The sequence below is a fragment of the Alcaligenes sp. SORT26 genome (assembly GCF_017377875.1).
GTDB lineage: Bacteria > Pseudomonadota > Gammaproteobacteria > Burkholderiales > Burkholderiaceae_B > Alcaligenes > Alcaligenes parafaecalis.
This window is the reverse complement of record NZ_CP070975.1, coordinates 2,696,556-2,714,699: the sequence shown is the minus strand read 5'-3', so window position 1 is coordinate 2,714,699 and position 18,144 is coordinate 2,696,556. Positions and strand designations below refer to the sequence as shown.

14 protein-coding genes are annotated in these 18,144 nt (G+C 55.5%); 10 read left to right on the top strand and 4 right to left on the bottom strand.

Going from position 1 to position 18,144, the window contains the following annotated elements; genetic code table 11:
- Nucleotides 1-43: 43 nt before the first annotated feature.
- The 3 genes from JYG33_RS12430 to JYG33_RS12420 all read left to right on the top strand — a co-directional run bounded on the left by JYG33_RS12430 (nt 44) and on the right by JYG33_RS12420 (nt 3,552).
- Complete coding sequence (locus JYG33_RS12430) at nt 44-928, top strand: PhaM family polyhydroxyalkanoate granule multifunctional regulatory protein (RefSeq protein ID WP_207872534.1); 885 nt, start codon at nt 44-46, stop codon at nt 926-928.
- 26 nt (nt 929-954) lie between these two features.
- A complete protein-coding gene (gene glmU, locus JYG33_RS12425) occupies nt 955-2,325 on the top strand; it encodes a bifunctional UDP-N-acetylglucosamine diphosphorylase/glucosamine-1-phosphate N-acetyltransferase GlmU (RefSeq protein WP_207872533.1) in 1,371 nt (456 codons plus the stop codon).
- Between the two features lie 108 nt (nt 2,326-2,433).
- A complete protein-coding gene (locus tag JYG33_RS12420) occupies nt 2,434-3,552 on the top strand; it encodes a glycosyltransferase family 4 protein (protein WP_207872532.1) in 1,119 nt (372 codons plus the stop codon).
- Nucleotides 3,553-3,559: 7 nt separating this feature from the next.
- On the opposite strand, the gene JYG33_RS12415 is transcribed toward JYG33_RS12420, so the two are convergent.
- The gene (locus JYG33_RS12415; protein WP_207872531.1) at nt 3,560-4,036 is read right to left on the bottom strand and encodes an Lrp/AsnC family transcriptional regulator; all 477 of its coding nucleotides are present in this window, start codon (nt 4,034-4,036) and stop codon (nt 3,560-3,562) included.
- Between the two features lie 201 nt (nt 4,037-4,237).
- Here JYG33_RS12415 and glmS point away from each other — a divergent pair, with 201 nt between their 5' ends.
- Nucleotides 4,238-6,064, top strand: coding sequence for a glutamine--fructose-6-phosphate transaminase (isomerizing) (gene glmS / locus JYG33_RS12410; RefSeq protein WP_207872530.1), 1,827 nt, complete (start codon nt 4,238-4,240; stop codon nt 6,062-6,064).
- Nucleotides 6,065-6,199: 135 nt separating this feature from the next.
- Here glmS and JYG33_RS12405 read toward each other — a convergent pair whose 3' ends face one another.
- Nucleotides 6,200-7,720: a Fic family protein gene (locus JYG33_RS12405; protein ID WP_207872529.1), complete on the bottom strand. Its 1,521-nt coding sequence runs from the start codon at nt 7,718-7,720 to the stop codon at nt 6,200-6,202.
- A gap of 305 nt (nt 7,721-8,025) precedes the next feature.
- On the opposite strand from JYG33_RS12405, the gene JYG33_RS12400 reads away from it, so the two are divergent.
- The 6 genes from JYG33_RS12400 to JYG33_RS12375 all read left to right on the top strand — a co-directional run bounded on the left by JYG33_RS12400 (nt 8,026) and on the right by JYG33_RS12375 (nt 14,241).
- Nucleotides 8,026-8,595 (top strand): sigma-70 family RNA polymerase sigma factor, encoded by a 570-nt coding sequence (locus JYG33_RS12400; protein ID WP_266120609.1) that lies wholly within the window; start codon nt 8,026-8,028, stop codon nt 8,593-8,595.
- Nucleotides 8,596-8,600: 5 nt separating this feature from the next.
- Complete coding sequence (locus JYG33_RS12395; RefSeq protein ID WP_207872528.1) at nt 8,601-9,605, top strand: FecR domain-containing protein; 1,005 nt, start codon at nt 8,601-8,603, stop codon at nt 9,603-9,605.
- Nucleotides 9,575-9,757 carry a hypothetical protein gene (locus JYG33_RS12390; RefSeq protein WP_207872527.1) on the top strand — a complete coding sequence of 61 codons (183 nt, stop codon included), beginning with the start codon at nt 9,575-9,577 and terminating at the stop codon, nt 9,755-9,757. The genes JYG33_RS12395 and JYG33_RS12390 overlap by 31 nt, the downstream gene beginning before the upstream one ends.
- 139 nt (nt 9,758-9,896) lie before the next feature.
- Nucleotides 9,897-12,431, top strand: coding sequence for a TonB-dependent siderophore receptor (locus JYG33_RS12385; protein ID WP_207872526.1), 2,535 nt, complete (start codon nt 9,897-9,899; stop codon nt 12,429-12,431).
- 31 nt (nt 12,432-12,462) lie between these two features.
- A complete protein-coding gene (locus JYG33_RS12380) occupies nt 12,463-13,704 on the top strand; it encodes a hypothetical protein (RefSeq protein WP_243430170.1) in 1,242 nt (413 codons plus the stop codon).
- A 198-nt stretch (nt 13,705-13,902) separates the two neighbouring features.
- Nucleotides 13,903-14,241 carry a DUF6616 family protein gene (locus JYG33_RS12375; RefSeq protein WP_207872525.1) on the top strand — a complete coding sequence of 113 codons (339 nt, stop codon included), beginning with the start codon at nt 13,903-13,905 and terminating at the stop codon, nt 14,239-14,241.
- Between the two features lie 129 nt (nt 14,242-14,370).
- Here the strand turns inward: JYG33_RS12375 and JYG33_RS12370 are convergent, their stop codons facing one another.
- Nucleotides 14,371-15,519 (bottom strand): YncE family protein, encoded by a 1,149-nt coding sequence (locus tag JYG33_RS12370; protein WP_207872524.1) that lies wholly within the window; start codon nt 15,517-15,519, stop codon nt 14,371-14,373.
- A 35-nt stretch (nt 15,520-15,554) separates the two neighbouring features.
- Entirely contained in the window at nt 15,555-17,897 is a 2,343-nt protein-coding gene (locus tag JYG33_RS12365) for a TonB-dependent receptor (RefSeq protein ID WP_207872523.1), read from the bottom strand.
- Between the last annotated feature and the right edge of the window lie 247 nt (nt 17,898-18,144).

Below are 18,144 nucleotides of genomic sequence, written 5' to 3'. Positions count from 1 at the left end.
CCTGGGAATCACCGGGCAGGCATCAACCCGATGGGAGCTACGCATGAACCCGAATCCTTTTGGTATACCTGATTTCAATGCCCTGGGCGGCGGCAATAATCCTTTGCTGCGCAGTATGGACATGATGGCGCAGGCCTGGAAAAACATGGCCAGCGGTGGCGCGGGTGAGTTGGGCTCAGGCATGATGCCCAGCCTGTCGCCCGATGATCTGGACCGCCGCATTCGTGATTTGCGTGCCGTGGAAAGCTGGCTGCAGTTGAATCTCTCCATGCTGGGCACGACCATTCAAGGGCTGGAAATTCAGCGCTCCACCTTGGCAGCGATCAAGGCGATGGCGCAGCAAGGAACGCAGGCGGCGGGTGGGGCAAATCCCTTTGAAGCCTTCATGGCTTTCAATCCTATGGCAGCGGGTGCTGCGAGCGCAGATAGTGCAGCAGGTGCCAAGGCGCAGGCCAGCAAGCCGGAGGCGGCAGCGCACACGGCATCCCAGTCAGCAGCGGCTCAGCCCTCGCCACAGCATCAACAAGCTGCACCACAGCCCGAAGCGGCTGCCAAGCAGGACACCCCAAAAGATAAACAGCCTGGAGCCCAGCAGGAGGCCGGGGCAGGCAATCCCGCTGCGCAAGCGTGGTGGAACATGCTGCAACAGCAATTTGATGCCATGGCGACCGCCACAGCCGCATCAATGCAGCAGGTAGAAAACTATCGCCAGCAAGCGACCAAGGCCAAATCGACCGGGTCGGCCAAGCCCCCTAAACCAGCGGCGGCCAATGCCCAGACTTCGGCCAAGACCAGTGCTCCGGCAGCGGCCAAGACGGTAAAAACGGCAGCGAAAGCAGCCACTAAAACCGCAACCAAGGCGGCCACCAAAACGGTGGCTAAAAAAACCGCTACGCGTAGCACCAAAAGCAGTACCAAAAAGAACTGATCGACCAACCTAGTAGGTAAATTTTTATGCTTAATATCGTGATTCTGGCAGCAGGCATGGGCAAGCGTATGCAGTCTGACCTGCCCAAAGTACTGCATCCTATCGCCGGCAAATCCATGCTGGCCCACGTGCTTGATAGCGCACGTGAACTGGAGCCGGAAAAAGTTGTGGTCGTGGTGGGTCATGGCGCCGAGCGCGTTCAGCAAACCTTCGCACAGGCCGAGCTGGCCTTTGCCCTGCAGCAACCCCAGCATGGCACGGGCCACGCTGTGCAACAGGCAGTGCCTGAACTGGTCGGTGGCGACCAGGAAGACGACGCCACGCTGGTGCTGTACGGTGACGTACCTCTGGTCCAGGCCGACACCCTGCGCCGCTTGCTGGAAGCCCGTGGTCAAGGCGTAGCCGTGTTGACCGAGACATTGGCAGACTCCACCGGCTATGGCCGCATCATTCGCGGTGCAGACGGCTCCGTGCAGCGCATTGTTGAGCACAAAGATGCCAGCGACGCCGAACGTGCCGTGAAAGAAGTAAACACCGGCATTCTGGTGGCACCTACGGCCCGTCTGAAAGACTGGCTGACTCGCATCACCAACGACAACGCTCAAGGCGAGTACTACCTGACCGACATCATCGCTTTGGCCGTTTCTGATGGCGTGTCTGTGCAAGCGGCACAACCTGCTGCGGGCTGGGAAACCCTGGGTGTGAACAGTCGTATTCAACAGGCCGAGCTGGAGCGTCTGTGGCAAGCCGAGCAGGCACGTCGCTTGCTGGAAAAAGGCGTGACACTGGCCGATCCGGCCCGCTTTGATCTGCGCGGCACACTGGAATGTGGCCGTGATGTGTTCATTGACGTGGGCTGCGTGTTTGAAGGCAAGGTTGTCTTGCAAGACGGCGTGCGTGTTGGTCCTCACAGTGTTCTGCGTGACGTTACTGTCGGTGCCGGTACACAAATCGAAGCCTTCAGCCATCTGCAGCAAGCTCAGGTCGGTGAAGAAGCCCGTATTGGCCCATACGCTCGTCTGCGTCCGGGTGCTGTTCTGGCCAATCACACCCACGTTGGCAACTTTGTGGAAATCAAGAACACCCAACTGGGCGAAGGCTCCAAAGCCAATCACCTGGCCTATATCGGTGATGCCGATGTGGGGCAGCGTGTGAACATTGGCGCGGGCACCATCACCTGCAATTACGACGGCGTGAACAAGTTCCGCACCGTGATTGGTGACGATGCGTTCATCGGCTCCGATACGCAGTTGGTAGCCCCTGTGACCGTAGGCCGTGGCGCAACGATTGGTGCGGGTACGACCTTGGTGCGCAATGCACCGGATGATCAGTTGACCCTGTCGCGTTCGGAACAGCGCAGTGTGTCCGGCTGGAAGCGCCCGGTCCGTAAATCTTGATGTGTTTTAGCCCATCTTTGGTATGGCCCCCTTTGCCTTGCAAGGGGAGTCGTGCTGCGTGCTTGGGTAGCGCAGCGAGCCCGGATGGGCTGATTCTGGATGGTCGCCATGCGCATTCTGCAGCTTAATTTCGAGCGCGGTTGGCGCGGTGGCGAACGGCAAACCTTGCTGAGTCTGCAGCATATGCAGCAGGCGGGTCACCAGGTCAGTTTGCTGGCCAGACGTGATGAAGAACTGGCCAAGCGTGCCAAAGAGCAGGGTTTGAGCGTGGTCGAATGCGCCTCCGTGGGTGCAGCGCTGCGCTACTTGCTGGTGCATGGCCGTGGCTTTGATATCGTCCATTCCCAAACCGCGTCCTGCATGAGCTGGTTGGCTGTGCTGCATTTCTGGCTGCCCAAGCGGGTGGTCTTTACCCGTCGCACGGCTTTCCCCGTTGACCGTAAACGGATTGAACAGCGTAGCGGACTGCAGACAAGCAGCCCGTTAACGTCCAAAGAACGGCGCACGCGCTGGAAGTGGAGCAAGGCAGATCGCCTGGTGGCGATCAGTCAGGCGGCAGCAGCAGAGCCGCGTCGTCTGGGCTTCTCTGTGGATCTGATTCCCAGTGCCATTGAATATGTGGAGCAGGACGAGGTCTACGTCAATCACCTGCGGCAGCGCTGGAACCCGCAAGGTTTCCGTGTTTTGGGGACGATGGCTGCATTGACGTCCGAGAAAGACCCCCTGACCCTGATCCGTGCTGTTCACGCCCTGTATCAGCGCCGTCAGGACTTTGTGTTTTTACACTTTGGCGCGCCCGGCTCTGAATCTTCGGCGGCACAGGAACTGATTGCGCAGTTGGGCTTGGAGTCCTGCTACAAACTGGCTGGCTTTGAATCCCGTCCCGAACAAGCGTATCGATTAATGGATGGCTTTGTTCTGAGCTCTCGACATGAAGCCCTGGGGTCCAGCGTTCTGGATGCCTTTGTATACGGTGTCCCCGTTACGGCCACGATGGCTGGTGGCTTAAGCGAGCTTTTGGATAATGGGCGCGGCAATTTGTGCGCGGTAGGCGATGCACGAGCAATTGCCCAGGCCTTGGATGACACCTTGAGCAATCCTGTTGCAGCGCGTGTGCAAGCCGATTTGGCTCATCGCTGGGTGCAGCAGGAACATGATCCTGCCGTCATGGTGCAGCGTTATTTGCGTCTGTATCAGCAACTGGTACAGCAACGCGTACGGGCCTGATTCCGGCTTATACCTTCGGTGCAGGCAAAGGCACTCGCGTCTCGAACTTGGCCTGATGAATCGAAAAGAAGCTGCGGATGTTGCGGATATTCGCCTGGCTGGTGAACAGAGCGTGAGCCAGCTTGTGATACGCCTGCATATCATTGACCTGCAAAATCACAATGAAATCTACCCCGGTAGAGACGCGATAACACTGCGTCACAGCAGGCTCGGGTGTCATCAGGCGCTCGAACTGCTGCAAGTATTCTTCACCCTGACGGTCCAGTGTGATCTCCACAATCGCCGTCAAACTGGAGCCCAATTGCTCCGGGTCCAGCAAGGCAACCTGCCGCCGAATCACCCCTTGTTCGCTTAAACGACGCACGCGTCGCAGACAGGTTGGAGGGGACGCATGCACACGTGCCGCCAGCTCCTGATTGCTGATAGAAGCATCATTTTGTAGTTGCTCCAGAATTCGCAAATCCAGCTCGTCCAGTTCAATCATGACAATGTTTATCTATCTATTATGAAATTAAATTTCGAGAAATAAATTAAATTTTGTTCTTATTTCATATTGATTATTAAGTGAAATTTTAATTCATTTCAAAAGAAAAATAGAAATAAAATTTTTGGTGTTTCAGATCAGAATAAGCAGATTGAATTGATTAGTTGGCCCACCCGAAGGGGCCATGAACAGGAGTTGGCTATGTGTGGAATTGTTGGCGCTGTTGCGCAACGCGATATTGTCCCCGTGCTGCTGGAAGGTCTGAAGCGTCTGGAATACCGGGGCTACGATTCTTGCGGCGTTGCTGTTCATGCGCAGGGCCAGTTGTTGCGGGCACGCAGTACTCAGCGCGTGGCCGAGCTGCAAGAACAGGTCCAGGCAGATCATCTGCAAGGCTTCACCGGCATTGCTCACACTCGCTGGGCCACACACGGTGCGCCAGCTACCCATAACGCTCACCCGCATTTCTCCGGTAAAGGCAAAGCGCGCATCGCTTTGGTGCATAACGGCATCATTGAGAACCACGACGATTTGCGTGCTGAATTGCAAGGTATTGGCTATGTGTTCGAGAGCCAGACCGACACCGAGGTCATCGCCCACCTGATCGATCATCTGTACAACGGTGATCTGTTCGAGGCGGTACAGCAGGTTATTCGCCGCCTGACCGGAGCCTACGCGATTGCCGTGTTCTGTCAGGACGAGCCACATCGCGTCGTCGGCGCTCGCCACGGTTCACCGCTGGTTGTTGGCGTAGGCCAGAACGAAAACTTCCTGGCCTCGGACGCTTTGGCTTTGGCTGGCACCACCGATCAAATCATCTACCTGGAAGACGGTGATGTGATTGATCTGCAAATCAACAAAGTGTGGATCATGGACAAGGACGGCCGCTCTGTTGATCGTCCCGTACACACCGTGCATCTGCATACCGCCGCCGCTGAATTAGGCCCATACCGCCACTTCATGCAAAAGGAAATCTTCGAGCAGCCTCGTGCTGTGGGCGATACCTTGCAAGACATCGAAAGTGTCACGCCTGAACTGTTTGGCGATCAGGCCTATAAGGTCTTTCAGGATATCGACAATGTACTGATCCTGGCTTGCGGCACCAGCTACTACGCTGGTCTGACTGCCCGTTACTGGATCGAGTCTCTGGCCAAGATCCCCGTCAATGTGGAAATCGCCAGCGAATACCGCTACCGCGACAGTGTGCCTAACCCTCGCACCCTGGTCGTGACCATTTCCCAGTCCGGTGAAACCGCCGATACTCTGGCCGCTCTGAAGCACGCTCGCAGCTTGGGCATGGAACAGACCCTGACCATTTGCAACGTGGCCACCAGCGCCATGGTGCGCGAGTGCAAACTGTCCTACATCACCCGCGCTGGCGTGGAAATTGGCGTGGCTTCCACCAAAGCCTTCACTACCCAGCTAACGGCCTTGTTCCTGCTGACCATTGCCTTGGCTCAAGTCAAAGGCCATTTGAATCAGGAGCAGGAAGGCGATTATCTGAAAGCCTTGCGTCACCTGCCTACCGCAATCGCTGCCGTGTTGGCTCTGGAGCCGCAAATCATGGCATGGGCAGACCGTTTCGCCAGCAAGGAAAACGCCTTGTTCCTGGGCCGTGGCATGCATTACCCCATCGCCATGGAAGGCGCGTTGAAGTTGAAAGAAATCAGCTACATCCACGCCGAAGGTTACCCTGCTGGTGAACTGAAACATGGCCCTCTGGCTCTGGTCACCGAAGCCATGCCCGTGGTCACCATCGCCCCACGCGATGAGCTGCTGGAAAAGCTGAAATCCAATATCGAAGAAGTCCACGCACGCGGTGGCGAACTGTACGTGTTTGCCGACGCCGATACCCGTATCGGTAGCAGCGAACGTGTGCATGTCATTCGTATGCCAGAGCACTACGGCAAGCTGTCCCCAATCTTGCATACCGTGACGCTGCAATTGCTGGCGTATCACACGGCCTGCTCGCGTGGCACGGACGTGGATAAACCACGGAATTTGGCTAAGAGTGTGACGGTGGAGTGAGCGACAATTGATTGCTGAGAACCGGAAGCAAAGTCTATCCGGCTCTAGTTTCGATTGACGTTGCTCGAGTTTTATCAACATCCACCGAAGTGATGTTCATCTCGGTGGATGTTGGTTTTTAAGCTGTTGGGCAACTTAATTGGATAGTGTGCTCTCAGTGTCGCTGTCGTCAAAAAAGATTGCTTTGACCTGCGTCTCAATGTCATCCAGGACGTGGGGTGGCACGCGATACAGATACTGCTTGCGTCGGTTCTGTGAGATCGTACCCCCTTGGCTGTGGGCCATTCGGATCAAGGCGTGTAGATCCTTGCTCAGAATATCGTGATGCGTATTGATGCGCTCATAGACAGCATCAAAGCGTTTCAGATAGTCCGATTCCTTGATAAGTGATGTGTCCAACGCGTAGTGCGTCATCCGCAGCCCAAACTCCATGCATTCGGTTGCGTCCCAATAACGATAGGGTGTGCCGCTGCCGATAAAGGTCGCGTGGATGCGATCTTCCTCCAGAACCATGACTTCCCAAAGAGTACGAATCGGTTTTGAAACGCTTTGCAGCGCAGTTAGATACTCGGATTCATGGTGTGACATCGCAACTGAAATAGGCAATATCAGACCTTGATCGAGCTTGCCAGACCGACATAGAGCATGGTGTATCAGAAATCGGGAAATGCGACCGTTGCCATCCATGAAGGGGTGGATGAAAACAAAGGCAAACGAGATCAGGAATGCGTTCAGAAGTGGGTGGATCGATTCGGGAGCATTCGCAAAACGGGTCAAGGCATTCATCAAGGGCCTGACTTCTTCGGGCGGTGGGGGAAGATAGGTAATGTTTGATGCGCGCAGTCGACCACCTTGCTGGAGCCAGTTCTGTTCGTGGCGAAAAGCGACTGCCTCCAGCAAGGGATTGGTGATGGTATCGCGCTGTAATTCAGTAAGGTAGTCCTCTGATAGTGGTCGTCCCTCGTGCGCACTGCGCAGTAATTGGACAAAACGCCTGGCTTTGTCCTCTGAGGGCGCCTCATGCTCAATGGCGAAGGATCCGCGTGTTTCATCCAGATAGGCCCAGCCTAGAGCGCGATCCAGGTTCTGGGCCCCGCCGATTGATTCTACGAATGCATCCAGGTCCGCAAAAATGTCGCGATCGAGTAATGCTTCCAGCGTAGCGCTGCGGCGAATAACGGGGCAGAAATCCAAGTTTCCAATGCCGTTAAAATTCACCCGAAATTTACTCTGACGACGCTTTGTTCCGCAGACATAAACCTCAGGATCAAACAAGTTAACGTAAGGGGCGGAGATCGCTTTGGCTTGAAGAGATTGTTGCGTGAAGCTCTCATAGAGGGCCGCGATGGTCCGGATATATTTCCCGTTTGGGGAGGCATCCAGTCGAGCCTGGATATGCCCTGGCTCCAATTTGGTACATGCAGCCTGAATGACTTCGAGTTCGACGCCTTGGTATTTCAGGGCGAACTCGAGATGAGCCAATGGATCGTCAGTATTAGGTGCTACAGCGGTGGGTATGTGCAGATCATTGCCCTGTTCTCGTACAGACAACACACCACTGTCAATTTTGGCGTGCAGTCGGTAGCCGGACACATTTAACCCCAGTAGGTTTACCAAGTGGCCGTAGCCGATCTCTCCATAATTTTGGGTAGCCATGCTGTACTCAAAAAAAGTTAACCGTTACAAGATTTTATTCACAAATAATCAAAAAACCAGAATTTCATTAATAATGATTTACTTGGAGCTTACCTGCCTATCATCTACGGATGGAGATAATCGTGATATTTGTGCCCAGTAGAGGAAGGCTGATTACTTTGTATTTGAAGGTCTGGAGAAGCGAGCGGAGTCCCTCAAAATAGCCCCATTTGTCGCCCCAAACACACACCGCTAGCGGACTGGACGGACAGCAACATATAATAATTGATAACGATTCTCATTAGCTGTCAGTGCGGAGTACCCTCGTGTCATCTTCAGTTCTACCCTTGTCAGGTGTGTCTTCGGCCGATTCGGTCGAGTCACTTTACTGCGACCACCACAGTTGGTTGCAGCGCTGGCTGCATCATCGATTGGGTGGGGCAGACCAGGCGGCTGACTTGGCGCAGGACACGTTTGTACGCTTGTTAAGCAGCCGCTCCAAGTGGCAGTTTTCCAGCCCGGGTGAAGCTCGGGCTTATTTGCGCAAGACCGCGCAGAATCTGTGCATCAATCTCTGGCGACGTCAGGAAATTGAGCAGGCTTGGTTGGATATTCTGGCCGCGACGCCGGAGACTTTCTACCCTTCAGCAGAGCGGCAAGCCATGATTTTGCAGGCGCTCGAAGAGATCAGCACCATGCTAAGCAGCTTGTCTCCCAAAGCTGCCAAAGCCTTTACGCTTGCCGTCATTTGCGAGCTGACTGACGACGAAGTCGGTGCAGAAATGGGTATTTCCGGCCGCATGGTGCGTAAGTACGTGGCCCAAGCCATGTTGGGGTGCATCAGCCTGCATGCGTGCCAGACAGTGGCCGAGCTGCGTCAGGAACCCCAGTACTAAGCCCCATGAAGCACAGTTCCAGTTTTTCTTCTTCCGTAACGCCTCCCCATGCTGTCTTGATGCAAGCCGCCGAGTGGTATGCCTGCTTGCGTGATGGCAAAGCCAGTGCGGCCGAGCGTTCTGCCTGGCAAAGCTGGCTGAAGCAGGACGAGATGCATAGCACCGCCTGGCGCTATGTGGAAGAAGTCAGCCGCAGTTTTGAGCCGGTACGCACGGCGCCGGATTCGCGCCGCGTGGTGGAGAAACTGCACAGCGCCAATGAGCGTTTGCATCAACGCCGCCGTGTGCTGACTAGTGTTGCCGCGCTGGCGGGGACCGGGGTTTTAGGCTGGTTGAGCTGGCGTCAGTCCTGGCTGCCGTCCAGTGTCCTGGCGTTGGCATCCGACCACTCCACGCAAACAGGCGAGCAAAATCAGATTGTTCTGGCTGATGGCTCCCGGCTCTGGCTCAACACGGCTTCTGCAATTGATGTGCAGTTCACGGCCCAGGCTCGTCATATCGTGTTGATTTCGGGCGAGATCTTCATTCAGACGGCCAAGGACGACACGGCAAGGCCATTCACTGTTCAGACCCAGCAGGGCAATATGCGTGCCTTGGGTACGAAATTCAATGTGCGTATGGACAAGGACTGTACGCAGTTGGCTGTCTACGAAGGGGCTGTGCAGGTGTCTACCGCAACGGGTCAAAACACCGCCACGGTACAGGCGGGCAAGCAGGTGCATTTTAGTGCTCAGCGTATCAAGCAGAGCATGGATGCTGATCAGGCGCGGGAGGCCTGGACGCAAGGTGTACTGGTGGCTGACAACATTACGTTGCGCAGCGTGATTCAGGAATTGAGCCGTTACCGCAAAGGCTATTTGGGGGTAGATGATTCCGTTGCCGACCTGAAGGTCTATGGCAGTTTCCCCATCCACGATACCGACCGTGTGTTGAAAATGCTGGCCTCGGCACTGCCGATTCGTATCGGCCAGCCCTTGCCATGGTGGACCAATGTGGAAGCCCTGAACTGATAGCTCAGGGTATTTCAGCACCGCTTTCAGCAAAAAATATAAAAATAAAAGCCTATGAAATTCAATGGCTTGCCGTTTTTTTAACAAAAAATTCAAAAAAACAGGCAAAAGCAGGTTCCGGGTTTTGGAGACTTGGTGGTTTTAGACAGTAAGAGGACCTGATTGGCGTGACGCCAATGAAGCAGGAGGCGGGCCGCAGCGCTCGCTCAGTACTGAACATCAACGCAAGAACATCGTTCAGGTTCATCGTTTTTATTGTGACTGACCCGTGTTTTTGAAGGATGTCTCCTTATGCATCGTCGCCCCGATCCACTTTCCGTATCCCGGGAAACGGGATTGCATCGCACTCCCTTGCGCCCATTGGCTCTGGCTTTGTACCTGCTGATGGCGGGCAGTGCCTTTGTCATCAGTACTCAGGCTGCCCAGGCGGCTACGCAAAACAGCCCGGCGGCGGACAAGACACAGCGTTATGACATTCCTGCTGGCCCTTTGAGCCGTGTGTTGATGCGTTTCTCGCAAGAGAGCGGGGTGTATCTGGTGGGCGCGGGCAGTGTGGCCGAAGGCAAGCAAAGTGCGGGTCTGAAAGGCAATTACAGCGTGGTGCAGGCCTTGGATACCCTGCTGGCAGGGACAGGCATTCGCTATTCGCGTGATGCCAATACCGTCAATTTGTGGCCTGTCACAGAAACCACACAGCTCGAACCCGTGCGGGTTCAGGGCAGCTTGAACCGGCCGACGGAAGACACCGGCCTGTACACACTGAACGGCACCAGCAGCACAGCCACCCGTTTGAACATGGACACCCAGCACACGCCGCAATCGGTCAGTGTCATGACGCGTCAGCAAATGGATGACTTCGGGCTGACCAGCTTTGATGACGTCATGAACTTCACCACTGGTGTTACCGCTAATACGGCGGCTGTGGGTGGCGGGTTTCAGTTTCAGGCGCGCGGTTTTGACATTAGCAATGTGCAGGTGGATGGCGTGCAAAGCAGTTACCGTGCTGCCGGGCGTGGTGCGTTCAATCCTATTTCTCTGGATATGGATTTATACGACCGCGTGGAGGTAGTGCGCGGTGCGACCGGGCTGTTGTCTCCTACTGGCGAACCATCGGCCTTGATCAACCTGATTCGCAAACGTCCTCAAGCAGAATTTGGTGGCAAATTGAGTGCCCAATACGGCTCCTGGAACGACAAGCGTGTGACGGCAGACGTGACCGGCCCGCTGACTGAAGACGGCCGTTTACGCATGCGCGTTATTGGTTCTCGCAAGCAGGCGGACTCCTTCATGGATGGCCAGGACAACAAGAACGACTTGCTGTCCGGCATGCTGGAATATGACCTGACCGACCGTACCTTGCTGACTGCAGGCTACGACTACCAGACCGCGAAGCTGCGGGGCGAAGGCAATATGGGCGTGCCTTTGTTTACCAGCGAGGGCGACCGTATCGATGTCTCGCGTTCCATGTCCTTGGTGCCGGACTGGACCTATTGGGACAAGAAGCATCAAAACGCCTTCTTCTCGGTCGAGCATGAGTTTGAAAACAAGTGGAATGCCAAGCTCAGCTACAGCCATCAACGTGACGATGGTGATGCCTTGATTACAGGCCTGGGGCAGGGTGTGAATCCCGTGGTGCGCCCGGACGGATCCGGCATTGGCATTCGCGCCAACCTGGCCGCCAATGGCTATCGCCAGCAGGACAACCTGGAGTTGTCGGCCAATGGTCCTTTCAAGATGTTTGGCCGTGAGCACCAGTTGATGTTTGGTTTTAACGGCACTCGCAAGCGTGACACTACGTACACCATGCAGGTCAGCGATACCCGCAACTGGTTCATTCCCAATATTTACGACTGGGACGGCTATATGCCCGAGCCCAGCGTCAGCCGCACAGGTGAATGGAACCGGGCCCACACACGCGAATACGGCTTCTTTGCAGGCACGCGCCTGAACATTATTGATCCGCTGAATGTGATCATGGGCATGCGCTTGTCGGACTACAAAACCTACCGCGACAACTACGGTAAAGACGGCCAGTTCACCGGCGTGTCCAACGAGCTGCGTAATCGCAATGAAATTACGCCGTACTTTGGGGTGACGTATGACATCAACCCGAACCTGACGGCCTACGCCAGCTATACCCGCCTGTTCCAGCCGCAAAGCTACAAGGACATCAACGAGAACTTCCTGGACCCTATCACCGGGGTTAACCGTGAAATCGGTCTGAAAGGCAGCTTGATGGAGGAGGCCCTGCAGTTCTCCCTGGCTGCTTTCGAGACCCGTCAAAACAACCTGGCCGTGCTGGACCCTTCGGTACCGGATGACTTCCTCTTGCCTGATGGCAGCCGCCCTTACGTATCCTCGGGTGATGGCAATAAAACCAAAGGTTTTGAAGTGGAGCTGAACGGTGCGCTGACCAATAACTGGAACGTGTTTGCCTCCTACAGCTACGCCAGCACCAAGAATGGTGAAGGTGAGCGGATCAACACCTACATTCCCAGCCAAACCTTCCGTCTGGGCACCATGTACCAATTCTCCGGTGCACTCCAGGGCCTGAGCGCCGGTGCCACCGTGAACTGGTTCGGCAAGCGTGATCTGTGGACGGCTGGTCGTCCTTACACCGCCAGCAATGGCAAGGTGCTGGAAGACACCCACAGCAGCTATGCCCTGGTTGGCCTGCATGCCAATTACCGCGTGAATCAGCACTGGAACGCCAAGCTGACCGTCAACAACCTCTTTGACAAGCGTTACTACGACAACTTCGTGATCTTCCGGGCACGTTACGGCGCGCCGCGCAATGTGCATCTGTCCATTGATTACCAGTGGTAATTCCTCCAACTACTTTTTTCGAGCCTGAATTATGACGTCGTCTACTACTCGCCATCTTGTTCGTGGTCTGTACCTTGCTATGGCAATGAGCATGTCGACCGGCTACGTACACGCCAAAACGCCTGCTCCTGCGGGCTACCAAGCCGTTACTCAAGCCCAGATCATGCAAAAACCGACTGCCGCTGAAGTGCTGGAAATTGTGTTTAGTCCCAAGCAATCCAGCTTGTATGTGTCCTCGCCCAACTGGCAGGATGAAACCTTGTCTCGCACGCTGGTGCTGGACCCGGAAACGCTGGCCATCAAGCAAGAAATTCCGATGCAGGCCAAGAGCTTCGGGGTGGCGCTGGATGATGCCGCCAACCGCTTGTATCTGACCCAAGGTTTCAACGGCAGCATGGCCGTGGTGGATACCAGCAAGAATGAGGTGATCAAGCGTATCCCCATGCAGGACAAAATCAATTTTCAGGATGCTATTGCGGCTGCCGACTTTGGTCAGGCACGTAAAGATGGCTTGTTGAAGATGATGGAACGCTTCAAGGTGACGGACGACTACAAGTACAAGACGCGTGAGCTGGTGGTGGACAAGAAAAACCACCGCGTGTTTGCACCCGGCCTGGGCCTGGGTTTTGACAGTGTCTTGTTCGTGGTGAATACACAGACTCTGGAACTGGAAAAAGTGCTGCCCGGCTTTGGCTACAACGTCGTGGGTATCACCCTGGACGAAGCCAATAACCGTCTGTTTGTGTCCAATATGCAAGGTCAGCTTATGGTGGTGAATACCCAGACCTTGAACATTGATCAGGTCTGGGAAATCGAGGCCGATCAGCTTCTGAACATGGCCTACGACCCTGCGCAAAATCGCCTGTTCGGTGTGGATCAGGGTATTGATCGTGACGATGCACGTAACCTGCATCTGGAGCGTGAATACAAACGCCGCAGCTCAGGCCACCAAGTGTTTGTGCTGAACGCAGACAATGGCAAAACTCTGGCTGTCATGCCTACTGGTGAAGTGCCGATTGGCGTACGTTTTGATGCTGAATCGCAGCGTCTGTTCGTAGCCAACCGCGGTGGTGTACGCGAGAGGGAAGGCAAGGGTTCGGTCAGCGTGTTTGATACGGTGAACTACACGCCACTGCAAACGATTGAACTGGCTCCGCACCCCAATAGCCTGGAATACATTCCTGCTGAAAAAGCCTTGTACGTGTCGGTGAAGAATGACGGCAACAGCAAGGAAGAAGGGACTAAGGAAAGTATGGTGCGTATCCAGTTCTAAACGGGATTGGCACGCAGCAAGGCTGCAAGACTGATTGACAAGGTGGGTCCAAAAGCCCGGGTTCGGCGTCATGCCGAACTCGGGCTTTTTTTGTATCTGGATGACTTGCAGTATTTGCTATCAAACTATAAGATTAGATGTCTAACTAAATTAATTTTCAGCACCTAGTGTGCCTTTTCAGCTAAAGGAAAACCGCCCATGTCTCACTACCTGATCGAGCTTTACACGCCTAATGCCAAATGGAATGCACTGCCTGTCGAGCAGCGTCAGAATTTCCTGGCAGGTCTTCAAGAAGCGATGGGGGGTCTATCCAGTCTTGGCATCGAAGTGTTGGCCCTGACAGCGACCGAGCCTGAGATTGATCGCGCCAGTAACCATCGCTTTATGGGCGTGTGGCGCTTTCCCGATCAACAGGCATGTGAGGCTTTACTGTCGGGTATCAAAGCCAGCGGCTGGTACGAGTATTTTGACCACGTCAATGCGTCGGGGGCAGAGGGAGGGTTTGCCCAACACTTGGTCGAGCTGGCCCAAGCCTGATCGTAGGCTTTGTTCCTGTGTGATGCTCTGGCAGTCAGGACCTGAAAAGGTGACGCAAGTTGGAGTTGGGAGCAGGTGTGAAAACCTGCTCCCAATTTCATCATCAATATCTACGATCCGTTTTGAACATCAGAACTGAATGCGTGCCACGCTCTCAAACGTACCCTTGGCGGCATCTTCGCCGTTCTTCACAGTGGCATACACATCGCCGCTTTTCTTGGCGATGGCCAGGGTGTTGGGATGGGCGGGTGTGCTGATGCTGTGCAGCTTGCGGTAGGTATTGCTGTCGAATACGGTGATCTCGCCGGATTCACGGTTGGTCACCAGCAAGCGCTGTCGGGCCGGGTCCAGCTTCAAATTGACGGGGCCGGAGGCGGGCATCTCAGCCACCATTTTCTCGGTGTTCAGATCAATGGCGACTACCCGGTTGCCTGGGTGGCGGGATTGATAGCCGGGAATGCCACGTTCCTGGAAACCACGCATTTTGGGGTGGCCTTGGTCTACCGCTAACAGACGGTGGTTGATCTCGTCATAGGCCAGGTTCAGGGGCTGCTCTGCGCCCAGGCTAAAGCGTTTCACGATCTCATTGGATTGCGTGTCGACCACCACGGCCTCGCCCTGCATATTGGAGACATACAGGCGTTGATGTTTGGCATCCAAAGCAATCCCGGTTGCCGTAAAGCCAAAGCCTGGAATGATTTTTTCTACCTTGTTGGCCTGGGTATCAATCACGAACAGCTTGCCTTGCGTGTTGTCGAAGGCAGGCATGTACAGACGGTGCTTGGCGGGGTCCAGCATCAGTTGCCGGAAGTGATATTCAGGCCGTTCCTTGCCGTCCTTGCCCTTGAGCATGGAGGCTACTTGCACAGTCTGCAGCACCTGGCGGTTTTGCGTGTCGACAATGGTGATGGCACCTTCGCCGGTATTGCCTACATACAAGCGATTGGCCTGGTCATCCAGGGCCAGACTGAAGGCTTTGCGGGTCAAGGGGATGGTGCTCACGACCTTGAGATCCGCCGGGTTCACGACCAGGATTTGATAGGGTACGGAGCTATCGCTAAAGCTGCCTGCAGACGCGACAAACAGCAGGTCCAGCTTGTCGCTGTAAACCAGTTCGTAAATGCCCTGGGCAATCTGTGCACGAGTCAGCACGGGCTCGGCGCGGTTTTCTACTGATGTGGGAGCGCTGGCATGCTGATTCTGGGCAGGCGTGCTGCATGCCATCAGGCTGGCAGCAAGGGCGGCGTACAGCAAGGTAGAGGCAAAAGTTCGGGTCATGGAGTCAGGCCGTATAAAAAGGGTGGGCAGCGCCATCAGAACTCAAACGAGGCGGACAGATTGAAGGTACGGGGCTGGCTGACACCGCGCCATAAGGCGCCATACCAGTAGTGCGAGTTGGCCACGTTGTAGACCGTGCCACGGAAGGTCACCGGGGTAGAGGCGATTTTGGTGGCGTAGGCAAAACCCAGGTCGTATCGACGCCAGCTAGGGATGGACTGGCTATTGGCTTGATCCAGGTACTGCTTGCCGGTGTGGATGGCGTTGGCTGTCAATGTCAGACCATTGATTTGAGGCACGTCATAGGCGACGCCCAGTTTGGCTTCAAAGCGTGGCACTTCGGGCGCGTCGTAACCGTCATACAGCCCGCCCTGGGTTTGGGTCAGCTTGGCTTGTTTCCAGCTCAAGCCCCCAATCAGGCGCAGACCTTTGACGGGCTCACCAAAGACTTCCCATTCAATGCCTCGGTTGCGTTGCTCACCGTCAAAGCTGTAGACGTTGTCGGCATTGGTGATGGCGCTGGGGCGCGTAATTTCAAATACGGCCAGGGTGCTGGCTACACTACCGGCATCAAACTTCAGGCCAATTTCCTTTTGCTTGGACTTGTAGGGGGCGAACATCTGCCCGGCGTTGACGGCGGTCGCGGGGGCTTGAGCGCCTGCACTCAGGCCTTCAATGTAGTTTCCGTAAACAGAGACTTGGTCCGTCAGTTTGAAAAGAGCCGCAAAGGCAGGTGTGGTCGCCCGTTCGTCGTAGACATCGCCTTTGACCTGACCCGTGACGGCATCAAAGGTCTTTTGTTTGACGCGCTGTTGGCGTACCCCGACCGTCAACTGCAAACGGTCGTCCAGCATGGATAGCGTGTCGGCAATCCCCAGGCTTTGCAGCGTGTTTTCGTTGCTCTTGGGCATGTCAGGCGAATAGTCGACGTTGGGCTTGGAGACGTAGGTGGGGTCGTAAATATTGCCGGAAGGCAGACCGGCCACCGGGTAGTTGGCTCGGGCCTGATACACGGTTCGTTCAGACGCATTGGCATTGAACGACAACTGATGGCTGATCGGCCCGGTGACGAATTTTGTTTGCGCTCCAATATCGGCGGCAATGTTCTCGAACTTGGAGTTCCATACCAGCACGGAGTCGCGCGCAAAGTCACCATCGGTGTTCAGCAGACGCCAGTTCATGACGTTGGCAGTCATTTTGCGGTCGTTACGGCCTACGCTGGCCCAGATGGTGGTGTCATCGCTCAGGTCGTATTCGCCCTTCAGCATGAACAGGTCGCCACTGGTGTTATAGACCGACCACGGCTCGCCCGCGATCAGCTTGTCATGCGTCGGGGGCGCGGGGACAGCAGCCAGTCTGGAGGTGATTTGCGCCGAGACACCATCCGTATTTTCTTCGTTGTGAATCCAGTCAAAGCCCACGCGCAGATTGGTGCCGCGATAGTCCAGACCCAAGCCTACGGCTTCGTTATCCAGCTTCTTGTCTTTGACGGCGGTCTCGCCTTTGCGCTTGGTGGCATTGATGCGTACCCCCCATTCCTTGTCGGCCCCAAAGCGGCGACCAAAGTCCACTTTGCCGGAGTAGATGGAGTCGCTTTCGTAGCCGATACCGACCCGGTTAAGGTCCTCGTCGGTGGCGCGTTTCGTGACGGTGTTCACGGTTCCGGCGACGCTGCCGCTGGGCATCATGCCGTTGAGCAGGGCGGAGGGGCCCTTGAAAATCTCTACGCGTTCCGAGAAGTCGCCCAGACTGCGGTTGCCGTAGGAGGCCAGGCCGTACAAGCCATTAATGCCCAGGTCTTCCAGACCGGCGGTGTTGAAACCACGGATATGCACCGAGGCGTAATTACTCAAATCGTAATCGCTGCCTGTGGTGGACACAGAAGGGTCAGAGTCGGAAATCACCCTTAGTAAATTGCCCGACTGGGTGTTCTCAATCGCTTCGCGGGTGTACGCCTTGGTGCTGAAGGGCGTTTCCATGAAGTCTTTGTTACCCAGCATTCCTACGCGGCTGCCGGTGGCGATTTGGCCCCCGGCGTAGGTCGGTGTCAGACCATTGCTGGAAGCGACGACGGTCAGAGGGGCCAGTTGTGTGACCTGGCTATCTGCGTTTGGGGCCAGGGCCGTCAGGGACACATTCTTGCCACGGCGCTGATAGCGGATATTGGTATTGGCCAGCAGTTGGCCCAAGGCCTGGTCGGCAGTCAGGCTGCCGGAAACGGCGGGGGCGTAAAGCCCTTTGACGATCTCGGGGGAGTAGGCCAGATCCAGGGAGTAACGATTGGCCAGCTCAAGCAGCGCTTGGCTCAGGGGTTGAGCAGGAATGCTGATGGAGATGGCCGTGCTTTGAGCCTGGGCCGGTGTTGCACCTAGCCCCAAGAACACCGCCGCAGTCAGGCAGCTTATCGAGAAAGAAAAAAGGGTCTTGCTGCACGCAGCGCGGCGGCGGCCTGGTCGGGTCTGGTTCACTGAGCGAGGGTTCCGGTTGGGTTGCTGGCGTTTCCTGACCGCACACGCCCAGACAAGAGCGTGGGCTTGCGGATAAAAAACAGCCTCTTATGGATAAAGACAAAGCAAGCGAACCAAAACCGGATAACAATCCGGATCGAATTTGAAACTAATTGTT

Excerpts from the sequence above, each read along its gene's own strand:
- JYG33_RS12430 (WP_207872534.1), top strand. The coding sequence starts at position 44 with ATGAACCCGAATCCTTTTGGTATACCTGATTTCAATGCCCTGGGCGGC.
- glmU (WP_207872533.1), top strand. The coding sequence starts at position 955 with ATGCTTAATATCGTGATTCTGGCAGCAGGCATGGGCAAGCGTATGCAG.
- JYG33_RS12420 (WP_207872532.1), top strand. The coding sequence starts at position 2,434 with ATGCGCATTCTGCAGCTTAATTTCGAGCGCGGTTGGCGCGGTGGCGAA.
- JYG33_RS12415 (WP_207872531.1), bottom strand. The coding sequence starts at position 4,036 with ATGATTGAACTGGACGAGCTGGATTTGCGAATTCTGGAGCAACTACAA.
- glmS (WP_207872530.1), top strand. The coding sequence starts at position 4,238 with ATGTGTGGAATTGTTGGCGCTGTTGCGCAACGCGATATTGTCCCCGTG.
- JYG33_RS12405 (WP_207872529.1), bottom strand. The coding sequence starts at position 7,720 with ATGGCTACCCAAAATTATGGAGAGATCGGCTACGGCCACTTGGTAAAC.
- JYG33_RS12395 (WP_207872528.1), top strand. The coding sequence starts at position 8,601 with ATGAAGCACAGTTCCAGTTTTTCTTCTTCCGTAACGCCTCCCCATGCT.
- JYG33_RS12390 (WP_207872527.1), top strand. The coding sequence starts at position 9,575 with ATGGTGGACCAATGTGGAAGCCCTGAACTGATAGCTCAGGGTATTTCA.
- JYG33_RS12385 (WP_207872526.1), top strand. The coding sequence starts at position 9,897 with ATGCATCGTCGCCCCGATCCACTTTCCGTATCCCGGGAAACGGGATTG.
- JYG33_RS12380 (WP_243430170.1), top strand. The coding sequence starts at position 12,463 with ATGACGTCGTCTACTACTCGCCATCTTGTTCGTGGTCTGTACCTTGCT.
- JYG33_RS12375 (WP_207872525.1), top strand. The coding sequence starts at position 13,903 with ATGTCTCACTACCTGATCGAGCTTTACACGCCTAATGCCAAATGGAAT.
- JYG33_RS12370 (WP_207872524.1), bottom strand. The coding sequence starts at position 15,519 with ATGACCCGAACTTTTGCCTCTACCTTGCTGTACGCCGCCCTTGCTGCC.